The sequence below is a fragment of the Thermogladius sp. 4427co genome, from assembly GCF_051933805.1.
GTDB lineage: Archaea > Thermoproteota > Thermoprotei_A > Sulfolobales > Desulfurococcaceae > Thermogladius.
On the sequence record NZ_CP196893.1, the window covers coordinates 673,871 to 688,435 of the forward strand.

At 48.4% G+C, this 14,565-nt stretch carries 16 protein-coding genes, 1 tRNA gene and 1 CRISPR repeat array; of the genes, 7 read left to right on the forward strand and 10 right to left on the reverse strand.

Annotated elements, in window-relative coordinates; all coding sequences use genetic code 11:
- Positions 1-2: 2 nt before the first annotated feature.
- Entirely contained in the window at positions 3-695 is a 693-nt protein-coding gene (locus ACSU1N_RS03785; RefSeq protein WP_440058925.1) for a metallophosphoesterase family protein, read from the reverse strand.
- A 70-nt stretch (positions 696-765) separates the two neighbouring features.
- Here ACSU1N_RS03785 and ACSU1N_RS03790 point away from each other — a divergent pair, with 70 nt between their 5' ends.
- On the forward strand, positions 766-1,035 hold the full coding sequence (locus tag ACSU1N_RS03790; RefSeq protein WP_440058926.1) for a hypothetical protein: 270 nt from the start codon (positions 766-768) through the stop codon (positions 1,033-1,035).
- On the opposite strand, the gene ACSU1N_RS03795 is transcribed toward ACSU1N_RS03790, so the two are convergent.
- The gene (locus ACSU1N_RS03795; protein WP_440058927.1) at positions 986-1,204 is read right to left on the reverse strand and encodes an indolepyruvate ferredoxin oxidoreductase subunit alpha; all 219 of its coding nucleotides are present in this window, start codon (positions 1,202-1,204) and stop codon (positions 986-988) included. The two genes, ACSU1N_RS03790 and ACSU1N_RS03795, sit on opposite strands and share 50 nt — an antisense overlap.
- 72 nt (positions 1,205-1,276) lie before the next feature.
- Here ACSU1N_RS03795 and ACSU1N_RS03800 point away from each other — a divergent pair, with 72 nt between their 5' ends.
- Positions 1,277-1,978 carry a PHP domain-containing protein gene (locus ACSU1N_RS03800; protein ID WP_440058928.1) on the forward strand — a complete coding sequence of 234 codons (702 nt, stop codon included), beginning with the start codon at positions 1,277-1,279 and terminating at the stop codon, positions 1,976-1,978.
- A 436-nt stretch (positions 1,979-2,414) separates the two neighbouring features.
- Positions 2,415-4,113: a CRISPR direct-repeat array (repeat unit 24 nt; unit sequence GAAACAATCGAAAAGAATTGAAAG).
- 101 nt (positions 4,114-4,214) lie between these two features.
- On the opposite strand, the gene ACSU1N_RS03805 is transcribed toward ACSU1N_RS03800, so the two are convergent.
- The 6 genes from ACSU1N_RS03805 to ACSU1N_RS03830 all read right to left on the reverse strand — a co-directional run bounded on the left by ACSU1N_RS03805 (position 4,215) and on the right by ACSU1N_RS03830 (position 8,821).
- Positions 4,215-5,081, reverse strand: a complete 867-nt coding sequence (locus tag ACSU1N_RS03805) for a hypothetical protein (RefSeq protein WP_440058929.1) — start codon at positions 5,079-5,081, stop codon at positions 4,215-4,217.
- 83 nt (positions 5,082-5,164) lie between these two features.
- Positions 5,165-6,025 carry an ATP-grasp domain-containing protein gene (locus tag ACSU1N_RS03810; protein ID WP_440058930.1) on the reverse strand — a complete coding sequence of 287 codons (861 nt, stop codon included), beginning with the start codon at positions 6,023-6,025 and terminating at the stop codon, positions 5,165-5,167.
- Positions 6,026-6,051: 26 nt separating this feature from the next.
- The gene (locus ACSU1N_RS03815) at positions 6,052-6,393 is read right to left on the reverse strand and encodes a hypothetical protein (protein WP_440058931.1); all 342 of its coding nucleotides are present in this window, start codon (positions 6,391-6,393) and stop codon (positions 6,052-6,054) included.
- Positions 6,394-6,430: 37 nt separating this feature from the next.
- On the reverse strand, positions 6,431-7,345 hold the full coding sequence (locus ACSU1N_RS03820) for a hypothetical protein (protein WP_440058932.1): 915 nt from the start codon (positions 7,343-7,345) through the stop codon (positions 6,431-6,433).
- A complete protein-coding gene (locus tag ACSU1N_RS03825; RefSeq protein WP_440058933.1) occupies positions 7,312-8,133 on the reverse strand; it encodes an S-methyl-5'-thioadenosine phosphorylase in 822 nt (273 codons plus the stop codon). The genes ACSU1N_RS03820 and ACSU1N_RS03825 overlap by 34 nt, the downstream gene beginning before the upstream one ends.
- Position 8,134: 1 nt before the next feature.
- Entirely contained in the window at positions 8,135-8,821 is a 687-nt protein-coding gene (locus tag ACSU1N_RS03830) for a phosphoribosyltransferase (protein ID WP_440058934.1), read from the reverse strand.
- Between the two features lie 58 nt (positions 8,822-8,879).
- Here ACSU1N_RS03830 and ACSU1N_RS03835 point away from each other — a divergent pair, with 58 nt between their 5' ends.
- Positions 8,880-10,064 carry an MFS transporter gene (locus ACSU1N_RS03835; RefSeq protein ID WP_440058935.1) on the forward strand — a complete coding sequence of 395 codons (1,185 nt, stop codon included), beginning with the start codon at positions 8,880-8,882 and terminating at the stop codon, positions 10,062-10,064.
- Positions 10,065-10,216: 152 nt separating this feature from the next.
- Complete coding sequence (locus ACSU1N_RS03840; protein ID WP_440058937.1) at positions 10,217-10,735, forward strand: PaREP1 family protein; 519 nt, start codon at positions 10,217-10,219, stop codon at positions 10,733-10,735.
- 38 nt (positions 10,736-10,773) lie between these two features.
- Here the strand turns inward: ACSU1N_RS03840 and ACSU1N_RS03845 are convergent, their stop codons facing one another.
- Both ACSU1N_RS03845 and ACSU1N_RS03850 read right to left on the reverse strand, forming a co-directional pair.
- A complete protein-coding gene (locus ACSU1N_RS03845; RefSeq protein WP_440058938.1) occupies positions 10,774-10,938 on the reverse strand; it encodes a hypothetical protein in 165 nt (54 codons plus the stop codon).
- Between the two features lie 71 nt (positions 10,939-11,009).
- Positions 11,010-11,570, reverse strand: a complete 561-nt coding sequence (locus tag ACSU1N_RS03850) for a flavin reductase family protein (protein WP_440058939.1) — start codon at positions 11,568-11,570, stop codon at positions 11,010-11,012.
- A gap of 89 nt (positions 11,571-11,659) precedes the next feature.
- Here ACSU1N_RS03850 and ACSU1N_RS03855 point away from each other — a divergent pair.
- From ACSU1N_RS03855 to ACSU1N_RS03865, 3 genes are all read left to right on the forward strand, one after another.
- A tRNA-Leu gene (locus ACSU1N_RS03855) sits at positions 11,660-11,744 on the forward strand.
- Between the two features lie 60 nt (positions 11,745-11,804).
- Positions 11,805-13,151, forward strand: a complete 1,347-nt coding sequence (locus ACSU1N_RS03860) for a signal recognition particle protein Srp54 (protein ID WP_440058940.1) — start codon at positions 11,805-11,807, stop codon at positions 13,149-13,151.
- Positions 13,152-13,225: 74 nt separating this feature from the next.
- Positions 13,226-14,530, forward strand: a complete 1,305-nt coding sequence (locus ACSU1N_RS03865; RefSeq protein ID WP_440058941.1) for a tRNA pseudouridine(54/55) synthase Pus10 — start codon at positions 13,226-13,228, stop codon at positions 14,528-14,530.
- Positions 14,531-14,565 lie beyond the last annotated feature (35 nt).

Sequence of the window (14,565 nt, forward strand, 5' to 3'; positions counted from 1 at the left end):
TTCTACAACTCTATTAGCACAGGCCTGCCCCTAGCCGGGAAGGATACGTTGAATACCGGGATAGAGTCTACGAGTATTTTCTCGTAGAGACCCCTATGCGCGTGAGCGTGGATAGCGAGCCTGAAACCCTCTTGAACAAGGATTTTCTCTAGCTCCGGGTCTGCTAGATAGTCCCATATACTAGAGGGCTCTCCCATCAGGTTCCTGAATGTTACGCCGTAGTGGGTTAGGAGTATGAGGTTCCCGCACCCCCTGTCCTTTAACTGCCTCGCTAGCTCTAGTATCCTGCCCGGTAGCCTGCTATAGTACTCTCTGAGCCCCGGCAGGTGCTTTTCCTGCCAGCGGGTTGGCTTCCTCAGGCTGCCGCGTGAGCCGATGATGCATATCCTTGCACCGGCTAGGTCTAGCTCGTAGTATTCGTCTTTCAACCATTTTACTAGAGGGTATGTCTTCTCATACTCTCTCTCATACCCTATGTACTCTTCGTTGCCGAATACTGCTATAATAGGGGTCCCGCTGTACTTCTCTAGCAGCTTGTTGTACACTGTTTTGAAAGCAGGGATATTATTGTGCTCGACGATATCCCCGGCTAGTAGTATAGCATCCGGCTTCCTCTCAATCTTCTCAAGGGATTTCAGAAACCTATCCGAGTATACTGGGGCGTGTATATCCCCTGTTGCGAGTAGCAGCGGCAAACAGGTCTCCAGTAAGTTATAAAAGCCCTAGTCTGGGATTTTAATCTAAAGCGTTAACAGGGGTGTGTATATGACTGTAGGCTTGCTTAGAGGTGTTGAGAAAACCGGTCACAAAGGCTGGACTACCGTCTACTGTGCTATATGCAGTAGGAAGATAGACTTGTTTAACGCGTACGATACTAAAGACGTATTCTACTGCCCGTCCTGTGTGTCCAAAGGGAGGGAGGCTTACTTCTGCGGCGCCGACGCTAGGAGGCTGCACTACAAGTGCCCCTACTGCGGTGGAGAACTCAAGCCCTACTACCCCTTGGAAGAACAAGCCCGTCTACAGAGATCCTGATAGCCCCAGCGGGGCAGAGTGGTAGGCAGGCTAGGCAGCCGATACACTTTCCCTCATCTGCTTCTACAACCTCTTTCTCACTAGTGTAGAAAACGTGTAGAGGGCATAGCTCGACGCAGAGCATGCACTTAGTGCACTTAGACCCGTCGATTACTATCTTGATAGCCATAGCAGTCCTTCTCCAGCGAGGCTATTATTATAGCATGGTTAGACTATTTATGTTTCAACCGGGGCGCTCGGCTTGAGGATTGTAGCAGACCTCCACATCCACTCTGTGTATAGCGATGGGAGGGCTCCGCCCTCCGAGATAATAGCCTACGCTATTGCGAGAGGTTTGAACGCTATCTCGATCACAGACCACAACACCTTTCAGGGCAGTATTAGAGCCCTAGAGCTGGTGAGAGGAGGCGGCTACGATATTATAATAGTCCCGGGTGTAGAAGTTAGGACTGATAGAGGGGATGTACTAGTATACTGTGATAAACCCTTCGACTTCCCCCTCAGCCTCCCCGAGCTGATCGATAGGGCTCACGAGAACAACTGCCTGGTCGCCCCGGCACACCCATTCGACCTCCTAAGGCTCGGGGTAGGCGAAGCAGTCTATACTATCAGAGGTTGGGATGCGATAGAAGTCTGGAATGCTTCTGCAACTAAAAGCGCTAACAGGAAGGCGATTGAAGCAGCAAGAGCCCTAGGACTCCCTGGTATAGCGAATAGCGACGCCCACGTACCAGAGCAGGTTGGCTCAGCCTACACGGTAATCGAAGCCGGGGACGCTTCAATCGAGTCAGTACTAGATGCGATAAGGAAGGGTAAGACAAGCCCCCACTATGGAACCCACAGCCTGGGGGCAACGGTGAAATGGGTTACGTGGAGCGTTGAGAGAAGGCTTAGAAACCTCCTGGGGAGGAGAACAGGGTACAAGGTAGAGGACAGCGGGTAGGCCCCAGCGGTATAAGCGTGCTGGGATAGAATTATCGTCCAACCCAATCCCCAGGCGAGCCCCGCGAGAAACGGCTTCTATAGCTCAGTACAACCTAGATCCAAACTCTATCTAAGGGTAGCAGGTGTAAACATACCACGGCAGCACCCTTTATACAAATTCCCATGTAGGACATGGGATTTTTGCCTAGGGCCCGCACTGGCAAAAATGGATCAGGGGTGTATTGGAGATCGCTTAGTGTAATGAATTAACTAGACACTTTCATATTCGATCGTGCTAGATCATCCCATGTCCTACATGGGAATTTTGCCTAAAACTATAGCACAGAAGGAGGTGATCACCCCTCATGATCTCTTCCTCGGGATAGAAGGCTAGTGCAAAACGTAAAATTTAAATATTCGGCCTCTTCAAATATCTAAATCAAGAACGAAGATCGGAAACAATCGAAAAGAATTGAAAGCTTGAATCACGATTTGCTTGTATTCGGCTGGAATAGAGAAACAATCGAAAAGAATTGAAAGGAGTTCAGAGATGTTATGATAAGAGCGTTAGAATGGAGGGCTCTGAAACAATCGAAAAGAATTGAAAGAAGCCATTTACCAACCTTAACATCTTTTGCTGACCCTCTGCCTCGAAACAATCGAAAAGAATTGAAAGAGACTGGCTCTATTTCTACGATAATAGCACACGCTACAGGATTTGAAACAATCGAAAAGAATTGAAAGTAGTAAGTAAGAAATAACAGCTAACTCGTTTACCACATAGTCGAAACAATCGAAAAGAATTGAAAGATCTACGAAAGCTTATCCTAGCTAGGGCTAGGCTTGAGAAACAATCGAAAAGAATTGAAAGTTTGTATGGTGCTTCAGCAACTGGCAAAACTACGTTGGGTAGGAAACAATCGAAAAGAATTGAAAGAAGATTAGGTTTGCTATCACGGGAAAAGGCATTAGGCAAAAGAAACAATCGAAAAGAATTGAAAGAATCTTGATTGTAGCACCTGTTGCAGCGCTTAGAGCGACTGTCGGGAAACAATCGAAAAGAATTGAAAGCAGCTTAACTCGTTTACCGCATTCCATCCCGATCACATCTGAAACAATCGAAAAGAATTGAAAGATAGATAGTTTAAGAACTCCTCGGGCTTCATTAAGCCCTCGTGAAACAATCGAAAAGAATTGAAAGGCGTAGTATCGATTGCGCAAAGCTATTCAGACAATGAGCTTAGGAAACAATCGAAAAGAATTGAAAGCTGCGCGTGTAGAACTTTGCTCTAAAGTAGTGTACGTTATTGAAGAAACAATCGAAAAGAATTGAAAGCAGGATCCTCAAGGATTTGCTTACTCAATACCCATCACCTCCAGAAACAATCGAAAAGAATTGAAAGTATGTAGATGCTTGCTAGCTTTGACCTCTCATCTTTAGTCAGGTGAAACAATCGAAAAGAATTGAAAGGGTTGTCCGCCGTCCCGATGCTGGAGATCTAATAACATAGTGAAACAATCGAAAAGAATTGAAAGTGAACTTAGGAGACACCTTATCCCCGCACTTGATCCTGAAACAATCGAAAAGAATTGAAAGAAACCCCCAACTCCACGGGAACTGGGAGAGTGGCGGAGTTTGAAACAATCGAAAAGAATTGAAAGTTTCTTCCCCTGCCTTCTCCTCGCTGAAGAAGCCCTCAGCGAAACAATCGAAAAGAATTGAAAGCCATTTAACGTTAATAGAATAGCTTTAACAGAGCAGGAGCTTGAAACAATCGAAAAGAATTGAAAGAGACTATAAAGAGAATGTTGATAAAGCGGAGTTTGAAGGAGAAACAATCGAAAAGAATTGAAAGGTAGAAAGAGGGAGAGCTCCCCCACCTATCACGGGATACGGGAAACAATCGAAAAGAATTGAAAGAAATTAAACCAGGCGGGGAGAGGCGGGCAATTACACTGTGTGAAACAATCGAAAAGAATCGAAAGGGTATCCTTTTGCCAGATCAATATCTCTTGGGTTGAGATTTGGGAAACAATCGAAAAGAATTGAAAGAATACTATAAGAGGAACATACCCCCTCCTGTGAAACAATAGAAAAGAATTGAAAGGCGATTCAACAATAACATGCGTGAAACAATCGAGAAGAATTGAAAGTTACTTAGTGCGGGTTTTAGGCGTGGGAAGTGGGAAGCATTACCTGGATAATTTCAAAGATTTTATATTAACGCAAGCTGCTTGGTTATTGGTAGATGTTTTCACGCGGATAGCAGGCCTTCGTATATGCTTAGGAAGGTTACGACGGCTAGTTCTTCAACGTACTCGTTGTAGGTAAACCCTTGTTTCCGTAGCTCTAGGTCTATTTCTAGGAGTTTCTTCAGTACTTCCCTATTAGCCGGGTTTGGCTCCGCGATATTCCTGAGCTCCTCCCTGGCTTTAGATGGTAGTTTCGGCTGCACAAGGTCTAGGTAGACTCCTATTATGCCTGCTTCTACACTACCATACTTCTTCTTATACTCTAGCATCTTTCTGACGAGGCCGGGGGCCTGGAATTCCTGCGTATCTAGTAGTGTGAAAGCAGGCCATTTCGAAGAGAGGACTCTGAATACCTCGCTGAAGGAAACCCCCGGGCCTAGCAGGGATATTCCTGCTACATCCGTGGATGTCAAATGGTCTAGCATATCATCCCTGCGGACACTCTTGAGAGCATCCGTGAACTGTTTAACATCCCCGGGCCTGCTGGTGCGGAGCAGGTTTTCTATAAACCTCTTGACCTGCCCGTGGTCTCTCAGAATACTCTCGACACCAGTATACCCTAGGGCGATCGAGTATACGAGGCCGGGGGCTATGATAGAAGGGAAGACCCTGCCGCACCACCTGAACGCTTCCCTCATAGCCTTGTTCAAAGCCTTCCCTAGCTCCAGGGAGGGGAGGGATAACTCCCCCCTCCTCACCCTTTCGCCTAGGCTGAATGCTTCTAGCACGTGGTCTGAGACAGCAATACTATTACACACCAGGCCTCCTGCGTCAGGGTCTATCCTAAGCCTGTGGTAGCCGCCTGGTTTAACAGGTGTTTCCACAGCGAGGTAGACCCCGTATACGAATGCTTTCATTATACTACTCAAGCCAGCACCCTCCTGCAACAGCTCTGGGAGTCAGGACGAGAGCTCTTCTTCACAAAAATCCGATGGTTTACTACTCATCACTCTCACTTTCTAACCTTATCTCTGACAAGCCTTATAATAAACTTTGAAGGATCGACTCCAGTAGCCTGCTTCAAACCATGCCACTGGGGGAATGCGTTAACCTCGAGTATGAAGAACCTACCGCTACCTTTATCATAGGCTATATCAACCCCCCCATAGTCTAAGCCGAGGACTTTAACTGCTTTAACAGCTGCTTCGAACGCCTCGGGGTACTCGCTCTCGCTAACTCTCACGCCTACAGCGCCCTGGGCTATATTAGTCTTCCAACCCACCTCTATCACTCTCTTCATAGCGGCGACGACACTATCCCCTACTACGAAAATCCTCAGGTCGAAACCAGGCTTGTCGAGGAACACCTGGTAGTAGCTAGGTATACCCATCGAGGTAAGCCCCTTAGTCACCTGGAACGCTAGATCAGGGTCTCCTACAATCGTTGAACCAAGCCCTAGGCTGCCCATAATAGGTTTTACAACACTCTTCCCAACCCTCTTGGTAAACCTCATAGCTGTAAACGGGTTTTCTGTAACCATAGTATCGGGCACTGGGAGGCCTGCTGAAGCAAGAGCGAGTAGGCTCCTCCACTTATCCCGAGCTATAACAGATGCCGCGGGATTGTTTACAACAGGCATGATTCTAGCGAGAGCCTCTAGGACACCAACCCTCTTAGCGAAGACCTCGAGGGTCATAAACATCCCAACCCCTCTCACGATCGCAGCGTCGATACCGAGCTCTCTATCATGGTACAAAACCCTGATCTTGTTATCGGTAATATAGGAGTCAAGCCCCTGGATCCTAATGTACTCTGTTTCAATATTCTCCTCGGCCGCTGCCCTCATAAGGTCTAGTACGGACTCGGAAGGCATACCCCTATAGTGTATAATCCCGATCCTCATCTCGTGTACAACCTCAGCGCGGCAATCCCTGCTGCAAACGAGGCTATTACAAGGCTTGTAGCAGTAAGCAATGAGTAGTAGGAACCGCTGAGAACATAGCCGGCTACCGCCCCTAGGGATGCGGATAGCGATTCGACCATTGCGACTGCTAGAGCCTCCCTATAGTTCATAGTGTAGCCGACGTATCTAGCCATGTAGACTGTGGAAGCAGCTAAGAGGACTACACCTGCTGACACGTAGAGGGGGTTGGGCGAGTAAACAGATAAGAGGGCTCCGGCACCGACAACTATCAGTGCTAGGTAGACCAGCTTACTACTATACAGCCTCGGCTTAGGCATTAGGGTTCACGCTTGTGCAGTCTTTGTCTCTAAAGGTTTAATAAGATTTCACTCCGCCTACGAAGAGAGCTAGCACTCCGAAATAGACTAGAGCCTCGATTGGGTCTGTATTCATCTGGAGGGGTATCACCCTGACGCCTAGACGCCCGAGCTCGTAGAGCCTCTGCCTAACAATGTATTCCTCGATGCTAGTATAGAGGACTAGGAGGCTTTCCGCTATAGGGGTCTGGTGGAGAGGGGTGTAGACTGTTCTAGCCCCTATATTCCTAAGGGCCTGGGCGAATAATTCCCCGGCTGGCTCGAGGAGCTTTGTCGAAGAGACCCAAACCTCTTTCTCGGCGAGAACCCTCTCTAGAACATCTATATACTTCGCCACTAGCTCCTCGCTAACAGGTGTGAAGCCTTCTAACCCGTGCTTGTATAACCTAGGGCCCCTGGCGCCGGCTTTATCCTTCAACCCTCTCGAAAACGATTTGAATACTGCGATAGACTCGGTGAGAGAAGCCTCTAGCTCGTCGACTCTCTCAATATAGTAGAGGTTCCTAAACCTGGAGAGCAGCCCCTGGACTTTCTCGTCAGAAGGCTTAGGCGTGAAAACATGTGTCTCCAAACCTACCGTGTTAGCTGTCTGGAGGAGCTCGAACAATGTGCTCGAGTAGGGGCTGGTGGCAAAACCTATTACAAGCCCCTCTTCCAGGTAGGGTAGAAGGTAGTAGGTGCATGTCTCGAAATCGCTTATTAAAACCCTCCTACCCGGGTCTAGGCTGGTGAGAAACCAAAAGGCTATCTGTGCTGGTAGGTAGCCGAATCTATCGTATGCGATGACAAGGTATCCGCTTCTTTTAACGAGGTCTAGTAGGATATTGGTGTAGTTGTCGGAATAGGCTTCCAACCCCCCTAGCTTCTCTAGGAAGAGTTTTAGATAAGAGCTGTCTCTAAGCTTCTGCAGCAACTACACATCCGCTCGTCGGGCTTCTCGGGTATATTCTTGATTAACAAGGGTATTAGCTTCCTGGCTTTAATAGTATTCTCCTCCATAACCCTGACAACCTCCTCGGCTGTAACAGGTTTCTCAGCCCATACATCGTAGTCTGTAACCATAGCTACTGTAGCATAGCATAATTGTGCTTCACACGCTAGGTTGACTTCAGGGACCAGCGTCATACCGATTATATCCGCTCCGAAAACATCCCTCCACAGCCTGCTCTCAGCCCTCGTGCTAAACCTCGGGCCTTCAATACATATATAGGTGCCTCTACCGTGTACTACGAGGCCTGGGATAGACTTAGCTGATTCTATGATAATCCTCCTCAAGTGCTCGCAGAAGGGGTCTGCCATACTTATATGTGCTACAACGCTCCCCTCGAAGAAAGTGAAATCCCTAACTCCTTTAGTCATGTCTATGAACTGGTCTGGTACTACGAAATCCCCTGGTCTAATATGCTCGCGGAGGCTCCCTACAGCAGCGAAAGAGACGACCCAGGATGCTCCAAGTGATTTAATAGCCCAGATATTAGCCCTGTAGTTAACCCTGTGTGGCGGGATCCTATGCCCTTTCCCATGCCTGGGTAGGAAGGCTACCCTCCTACCCTCTAGCTCCCCAACTATAATCTTATCGCTCGGCTCCCCGTACGGGGTGTAGACCTTGTGCTCGGATACGTTCCTGAGCTCTGGTATGTCGTAGAGACCGCTCCCGCCTATAATCGCTATCTCGGCCCGGGCCCTCGGCTCAACCAGCAATTCAGACACCTTTAACAATATACTTTCCCTTCTCCTTGTCAAAGGCTAGGAAGCCTTTTTCAACAAGCATTTCTAGAGCGTCCCGATAATAGTTCTCCCCGACGTCGACCCCGTACCATTCCCTGAAGTATTCTACTACTTCGCTGTAAGACCACTCCCTCTTACCGGACTCCTTAAACGTCTCAGTCATCATCCTCCTAATGAACTGGTATGTATCCTCCAGCCTTGTCCAAGGGTATTGGAACCACCACCAGTCTCTGACCTCGATATAATAGTAGTCTGGTTTGAACTTGGCTACGCTGCTAATCCACTGTAGGGCAGCTGTCTTAAGTTCTTTCGGCCTCCAGCGCTCTAGTATGAAATCCCGGGCGAGCTTCAGTGTATCGCCTGTGTCAACTATATCGTCTACTACCAGCACCCTGTAGCCTGCTAGGTCGAGCTCGTAGGGGAATTTTATAATAGCCTTCTCCTCTGCTTTAGCAGCCTCCGTCCAATGCTGGCTCTGAATGCTCAACAGGTTTTCTACTCCTAGGAAGTCGCAGACAAGCCTCCCAGGGACATACCCTCCCCTAGACAAGGCTACTACTATATCGGGGCGGAAACCGCTCTCTCTGATAATCCTCGCCAAACCCCTAGACCACTCGACGATCTCATCCCAGGATACGAGTTTGACCTTGACGCGGGGCATGGTCTCACAAGATTAAAATAGAGGGGTCGTATTTATAGGATTTGCTCTGGTGGACGCCATGGGTAGGAAGGCTCTGGTACTACTGATTGTAATGCTTATCGCCTACGGCCTAGTCTACTTCCATAGGGTGATGACAGGTGTTATGAAACAGGAGATCGAAGGGTTTGCTAACTATTATGGCGTAGACCCGAAGTACCTGCTAGCCTTCTTCCCCTCAGCATACTTCTACGCTTACGCAATAGCCCAGTTGTTCATGGGTAGTTTCATAGACGCCTACGGTGTTAAGAGAGCAGGGTCTCTAATGATCCTGGCCATGGGTGTTTCAACAGGGATAATGATGATCCCCCACCCGGCCGGCCTGGTGGTAGGTAGGACCCTGGTAGGGTTGTCGGCTGCGGTAGTATTCGTTGCAACGCAGAGGGTTGCCTCACTATACTTTCCGGCGAGGAGCCAGGCTGTGATAACATCGCTGCTTCTAGCAGTAGGGAATATTAGCGGGCTGCTAGCGACATATCCTCTCAGGCTATTCCTCTCATCCTACGGTCTACCAGGCCTACTGCTAATCCTAACAGCTTCTGCTCTAGTAGTATCCCTAATAGTATACATACTAGCATGGGACCCAGGGATATCTAGCAGGGGGCTTGGTATTAGGGAAGCCTGGGGTAAGATGCTTACTATATCGAGGGACAGTCATGCCTGGGCGACGGCTTTAGGGGCGGTAGCCTCATACGGTGCTGGGACAGCGTTCCAAGCAGCCTGGGGCCAGGACCTCCTCTCAACGGTCTTCGGGTTCAACAGTATTGCCGTCAGCGAGTGGCTGATGATCCTAGCCCTCTCATTCGTCGTATCAGCTCCTCTAGTAGGGTTGTTAAGCGATAGGATTGTAGGGAGGAGGAAGCCTGTGCTAATAGTATCCGACACCCTGTCGGTAGCATCATGGATTCTATTGTTCGCAGCAGCCTATGCTAAAAATATTATATTGCTGGCATCGGGGATAGTCCTCCTAGGCGTTTCAATGGGGTTCCATATCGTAGCACCCCCTATGGCTAAAGAACCTTACGGTGTAGAATACTCTGCGACAGCGACATCGTTCTTCAACCTAATACTCTTCACAGGGATAGCAGTACTACAGAGCCTAGAGCCGTTCATCGGCCCGTTAAACAATACCCTAGCAAGCCTGGCAGTAGCACTAATAGGGGTAATACTAGTATCCGTCTTCGCTCGCGAAACCCTCAAGTCCTAGCTATTGTTATCTATCGTCTGCTAGCATTTACATAATTGTCCTTAGCGCAATATGTTAATGGTTGTTTTCTCAACCCGCATTACTTGATAGCATCGTGGAGAGAAATGCTTAGACATTTAACACCGTGCTCCGAGATATTATAATGATAACACATGGTAGCTACTGTATTCATCCCCCGGAGGCTTTACGAGGAGGCTGTTAAGAAAGGTATTGACGTCGAAGATTTTGTAATAACGATGATCGCTAAAACACTCCAGCTCGACCCGCAAGATGTTGCCGGATACCGTATCGAACTCGCCGAGAAGTTGCTAGAGGAAGCTAAATCATATATTGGTAAAGGCGACTCGCTTCAGGCTAGTGAGAAGCTCTATAAGGCTGTCGAGGAGTGTATTAAAGCCCTTGCCGAGCTACAAGGCATCCCAGAATACAAGGAGGCTGTAGAAGCCGGTTGGTGGAAGACAGGCCTGCTAGATAGAGCTGTTATCACTCTTGCTAAAACCTTGAACGAACCTAGGATCGTAGACTCCTGGGATTCCGCCTATTATCTACATGTACAGGGTTTCCACGAGAACAAGTTCACAGTTAGAGAGGTTGTGGAGAGGGTAGGGAAAATAGAATGGCTAGTTAAATACACTGGGGAGGTTATGAAAAAAAGCGGGGAAGACTCCTAGCTCCAGATGAGGAGATTGCCTGCTGGATGAGGTATCACTCACCTCGAATATATTTTGAATAATTTGCTTCCCCGATACAAGGCGTATTGGAAGAACGTTTTGTCTAATTCGTAGTAACGACCTGTAACCTGCTGTGCTAGTAATGAGAATAATTCGAATCCTCCTAGGCAGAACTTTGGAGTCTCACCTTCTAGTCGATTCACTCTAATAGCGAATACAGCCGGTGCGAGAATTAGATGAGCTAGGCTAGTAGCCGGGTTCGGGTGTATGATCCTCAGGTTTTGGGTAGTACTATGACCCTGCCTGGTCCCACGAATACTCTACCCCTCTGGTGCATTAGGATCTTAGCTTTAGCCAGGTTCCACCCGTATTTCTCGAATAGGTCGCTTCTAACATGTATTGCCAGGGGCTTGAATAGTACTAGGACGACGCCCTCTAGGTCGATTAATTTCTCGACACGGCACTCTACGAACCCGTAGGCTCCCTTTATCCCAGGCGGCTTGACGTGTTTAGAAGGCTGGGGCTCTAGCTTTAGCAGGCTCCACTTGTCTACTTCTCTACCGCTCAGAGTCCCCGCTTTATACACTATCTCGGCGTGTTCTTCGCCAACTATATTAATCGTAGCCTCCCCTACTTCCATAATATTCTGGTAGGTCTTCGTCTCTTTATCCAGGGCTAGCGCGATAGTAAACGGTTCATCGTTCACAGGCATAATCCAAGAAGCTGCCATAACGTTCAATCTACCGCTCTTATCTATTGTAACAACCAGGTACGCGGGCCTAGGGTGTAGGACATGGTATTCGCCGGGATCTATCTCAGCATACGTAAAACCCAAGGCTGCACCAACCCGTTCTACAGCCGGGGCACTAATATAATTTGGTATGGAAACTATTAAAACCCTCTGAGGAGAATAATTGATTCCGGGCGGGGGTGCCCGAGCCAGGCCAAAGGGGCCGGGTTGAGGACCCGGTGGCGTAGGCCTGCGTGGGTTCAAATCCCACCCCCCGCACTAGCCCCTGGAAACAGATATAATAGGATGCTGTGATCGAGATTAGACGGGCTGGAGGTATTGGTTCTAGAAGGCTTGAAGAATATAGTGAGGGGCTTCCTCAAGAGTAGTGATTACGAGGCTAGCGTAAACGAGTTTATTAAAGAACTGCAGAAAGAGCTTATTAGGAGCGATGTAAACGTTAAACTAGTCTTCGAACTAACGAAGAGGATTAGGGAGAGGGCTCTAGGCGAGAAGCCTCCCCCGGGCCTCACTAGGAAAGACTGGTTTCTAAGCATAGTCTACGAAGAGCTAGTCAAGCTATTCGGGGGCTCCGAGAAACCCCAGGTGAAGCCTCCTTTAAAACCATGGGTTATACTACTAGTCGGATTACAGGGCTCGGGTAAGACTACTACAGCTGGTAAGTTAGCGTTCTTCTACAAGCTGGAAGGCTATAGAGTAGGCTTGGTTGCAGCAGATACCTTCAGGCCGGCTGCCTACGAGCAGTTGAAGATGCTCGGGGAGCAGGCGGGGGTTCCAGTATACGGTGAGCCCGGTAGCAGGGATGCTGTAGGGATTGCTGTGAGAGGGGTCGGGTACTTCAGGGATAGGGGATTCGATATCATAATAATAGACACAGCTGGTAGACACCATAGGGAGGAGGATCTACTAGAGGAGATGGAAGAGATAGCTAAGAGCGTTAAACCAAACGAGGTAATGCTCGTACTAGATGCCTCCGTAGGGCAGCAAGCCTACGAGATAGCTTCTAAATTCCATAGCAGGACCCCTATCGGCTCTATAGTAGTCACCAAGCTAGATGGTACTGCCAAAGGAGGCGGGGCGCTATCAGCTGTCGCAGCCACAGGCGCTAGGATTAAATTCATCGGCACAGGCGAGAAGATAGACGAGCTAGAGGTATTCAACCCCAAGAGTTTTGTAGCAAGGATAATGGGGCTAGGGGATATCGAGAGCCTCCTTGAGCGTGTTAAGAAGGCTAAGATAGAGCTCAGCGAGAAGGATGTCGAAGACATTATCGAGGGGAGGGTTAATATGAGGATAGTGTACAAGCAGTTGGTGAGCCTTAGGAAGATGGGTCCTTTGAAGAAGATCCTTGAAATGATACCCGGGCTCCAGGTGAAGACTCCTTTCGAAATAGACTCTAGGGTTCTAGAGGAAAAGATGGATAAATGGATCGCAGCCATAAACTCTATGACCTACGAGGAGCTGGACAACCCCGATATAATCGATAGGGATAGGATAAGGAGGATAGCGTATGGCGCTGGTGTAGACCCGGAGGATGTGAAACTCCTGCTTAAACAATACCAGGCGTTGAAATCGCTATCTAAGCAGTTGAAGAGGCAGAAGAACCTGCTAGCAAAACTAGGATTCGACACTAAGCAGTTGAAAGAGGTTTTAAAGGAGAAATAATTTTACCCTATCCGACATTAACTTAATGATTCCACGCTACGCCTCGGAGAACGCGATGGTACACGGTGGTTTAAATGGGTAGCCAGGAAGTACTGAGGGAGACAGTAGACATATTATTGAAATACTCGTTGTGCGACCACTGCCTAGGCAGGCTCTACGCGAAGATGGGTGTAGAGATGAGGAATGAAGAGAGAGGTTTCGCCCTGAAGAGAATGGTTGCAATGCACCTAGACGATATCCTGAAAGGCAGGAGCGACGAGGAGAGGAAGAACATTATCTTCACGCTTGCTAGGAATGCTGGAGAACCGTTTACTAGGATCTATAGTAAAATCTACGGCGTTAGCGTCGGGGTAGAGAAATGCTATATCTGCGGGGGAGTATTATCCAGGTCGTTGTACGAGAGGCTTGCTAGAGAGATTGCCGGGAGGCTTGCCGAACTAGATGCAACGAGCTTCTTAGTAGGCGTCAGCCTAGAGGAGGAGGTGTCGAAGAAGGAGCTAGAGGTAGCATCAGCCCTTAGATTCGGGTTTAGCGAGTCTATTAAAAACGAGATTAAGAGGGAGGTTGGGAAGATTGTTTCAGCCCTCACAGGCCTCAAGCCTTCTTTTACAAACCCGGATGTAACAGCTATCATAAGCTTCCCAGGCCTCGAAATAAGGTATGAGATCAACCCGGTGTATATAAAAGGCTCTTACCTAAAGCTCGGTAGGAATATATCCCACACCCCGTGGGTTACCAGGGAGGGGTTGAGGAAGTACCCTCTGAGCATACAAGAGTATGTTGAGAACAGGCTTAAACCCGTTTTCAAATCCGAGAGGGTACTGATACATGCTGCTGGTAGGGAGGATGTTGATGCTAGGATGGTTGGTAGCGGTAGGCCTCTCGTAATCGAGGTTGTGAAACCGGCTAGGAGGAGGGTTAGCGTATCGGAGCTGAATAGTATTCTAAACAATGGAATAGTATCAGTATCTGTCGAAGGCTTTGCTGGAGCAAAGGATGTAGAATTGGTTAAAGAAGTCGTAGGCAGGAAGGCGAAAGTGTACAAGATTCTAGTCCTAGCAGGCAGAGAGATTGGTGGCAGCGAATTAATTAGGCTAGAAGAGTTCTTCAGAGACAGATTAATACTACAGAGGACTCCGACTAGGATACTCAGGAGGAAGAAAGACGTATTGAGGAAGAGGAGGGTGTTCGCAGTCAAGGCTACTAGTATAGCCCCCAGGGTCTTCGAAGCCCTAGTGCTATGCGAGAGCGGCCTATACGTTAAAGAGCTAGTCCACTGCGACGGGGGTAGGACAGACCCGTGTTTCTCGAGCGTGCTCGGCGTTGAAGCGATTCCCTTGGAATTAGACGTGCTAGGATTCGTTGAGAGACTGGATTAGACTTTTAAAAGGAGAATTAATATTCAATTTCAATG

Bases quoted from the DNA above. Each gene is read 5' to 3' on its own strand.
- ACSU1N_RS03790 (WP_440058926.1), top strand. From the start codon at position 766: ATGACTGTAGGCTTGCTTAGAGGTGTTGAGAAAACCGGTCACAAAGGC.
- ACSU1N_RS03795 (WP_440058927.1), bottom strand. From the start codon at position 1,204: ATGGCTATCAAGATAGTAATCGACGGGTCTAAGTGCACTAAGTGCATG.
- ACSU1N_RS03810 (WP_440058930.1), bottom strand. From the start codon at position 6,025: ATGCCTTCCGAGTCCGTACTAGACCTTATGAGGGCAGCGGCCGAGGAG.
- ACSU1N_RS03815 (WP_440058931.1), bottom strand. From the start codon at position 6,393: ATGCCTAAGCCGAGGCTGTATAGTAGTAAGCTGGTCTACCTAGCACTG.
- ACSU1N_RS03830 (WP_440058934.1), bottom strand. From the start codon at position 8,821: ATGCCCCGCGTCAAGGTCAAACTCGTATCCTGGGATGAGATCGTCGAG.
- ACSU1N_RS03835 (WP_440058935.1), top strand. From the start codon at position 8,880: ATGGGTAGGAAGGCTCTGGTACTACTGATTGTAATGCTTATCGCCTAC.
- ACSU1N_RS03840 (WP_440058937.1), top strand. From the start codon at position 10,217: ATGGTAGCTACTGTATTCATCCCCCGGAGGCTTTACGAGGAGGCTGTT.
- ACSU1N_RS03865 (WP_440058941.1), top strand. From the start codon at position 13,226: ATGGGTAGCCAGGAAGTACTGAGGGAGACAGTAGACATATTATTGAAA.